Source organism: Streptococcus pseudopneumoniae, from assembly GCF_001072665.1.
Lineage (GTDB): Bacteria > Bacillota > Bacilli > Lactobacillales > Streptococcaceae > Streptococcus > Streptococcus pseudopneumoniae_S.
Genome location: NZ_JVJI01000036.1, coordinates 1 through 582 on the forward strand (window position 1 = coordinate 1; position 582 = coordinate 582).

Here is a 582-nt window from a genome sequence, read left to right on the forward strand (position 1 = left end):
GTTCAATCTCATTTGAAAAGCGAATCGGGCCAAACGTTAGAGTTCGCTTATGGAATAAATATATTCGTAAGGATCGTGTTTTGAAAAAATTTGTCAAAATAGGTTTGAAGAAAGCAGATACGGAAACTTATATCGAAGACGAAGCTCAGGTGAAATCCTATCTAGAGCAGTACGGTATCACTGCTAAGGACTTGGATTCTTACTACGACGAAATCGTCAACCAGAAAGTTCTGAAAGATTGGTGCTCGATTTATGACAGTAAGTACTCGCCAAGCAACTATGGTGAGGTTAAGATTGAAACGCAGTGGGAGAATTGGTGATAATATGAAGAAAATACTCGGTTTAGTATCCTTATTCGTGATAATCGTATCATCTTGTTTCTACTTTTTTATCCATCAACCTAAAAATATTTTTGATGAGATTTATCAGGAGACGGAGAAAACCTATCGGTCAAATAATATTTTAAGAAACATAGATGGGTTTAAAATCAGACCCGATTGGCCTAACGATGGAGAATATTTTGCATACACCCCTTCAGGGAAGTATCAAACTCATCCTGAAGGTTATAAAGACATAAGTATT

2 protein-coding genes are annotated in these 582 nt (G+C 36.3%); both read left to right on the top strand.

Annotated features, from left to right (window positions below; genetic code table 11):
- Positions 1 to 320, top strand: a 320-nt coding sequence (locus ADH52_RS02610; RefSeq protein ID WP_049509928.1) for a TipC family immunity protein, incomplete at its 5' end; no start/stop codon positions are given.
- 4 nt (positions 321 to 324) lie between these two features.
- Positions 325 to 582, top strand: a 258-nt coding sequence (locus ADH52_RS10835; RefSeq protein ID WP_152903959.1) for a TipC family immunity protein, incomplete at its 3' end; no start/stop codon positions are given.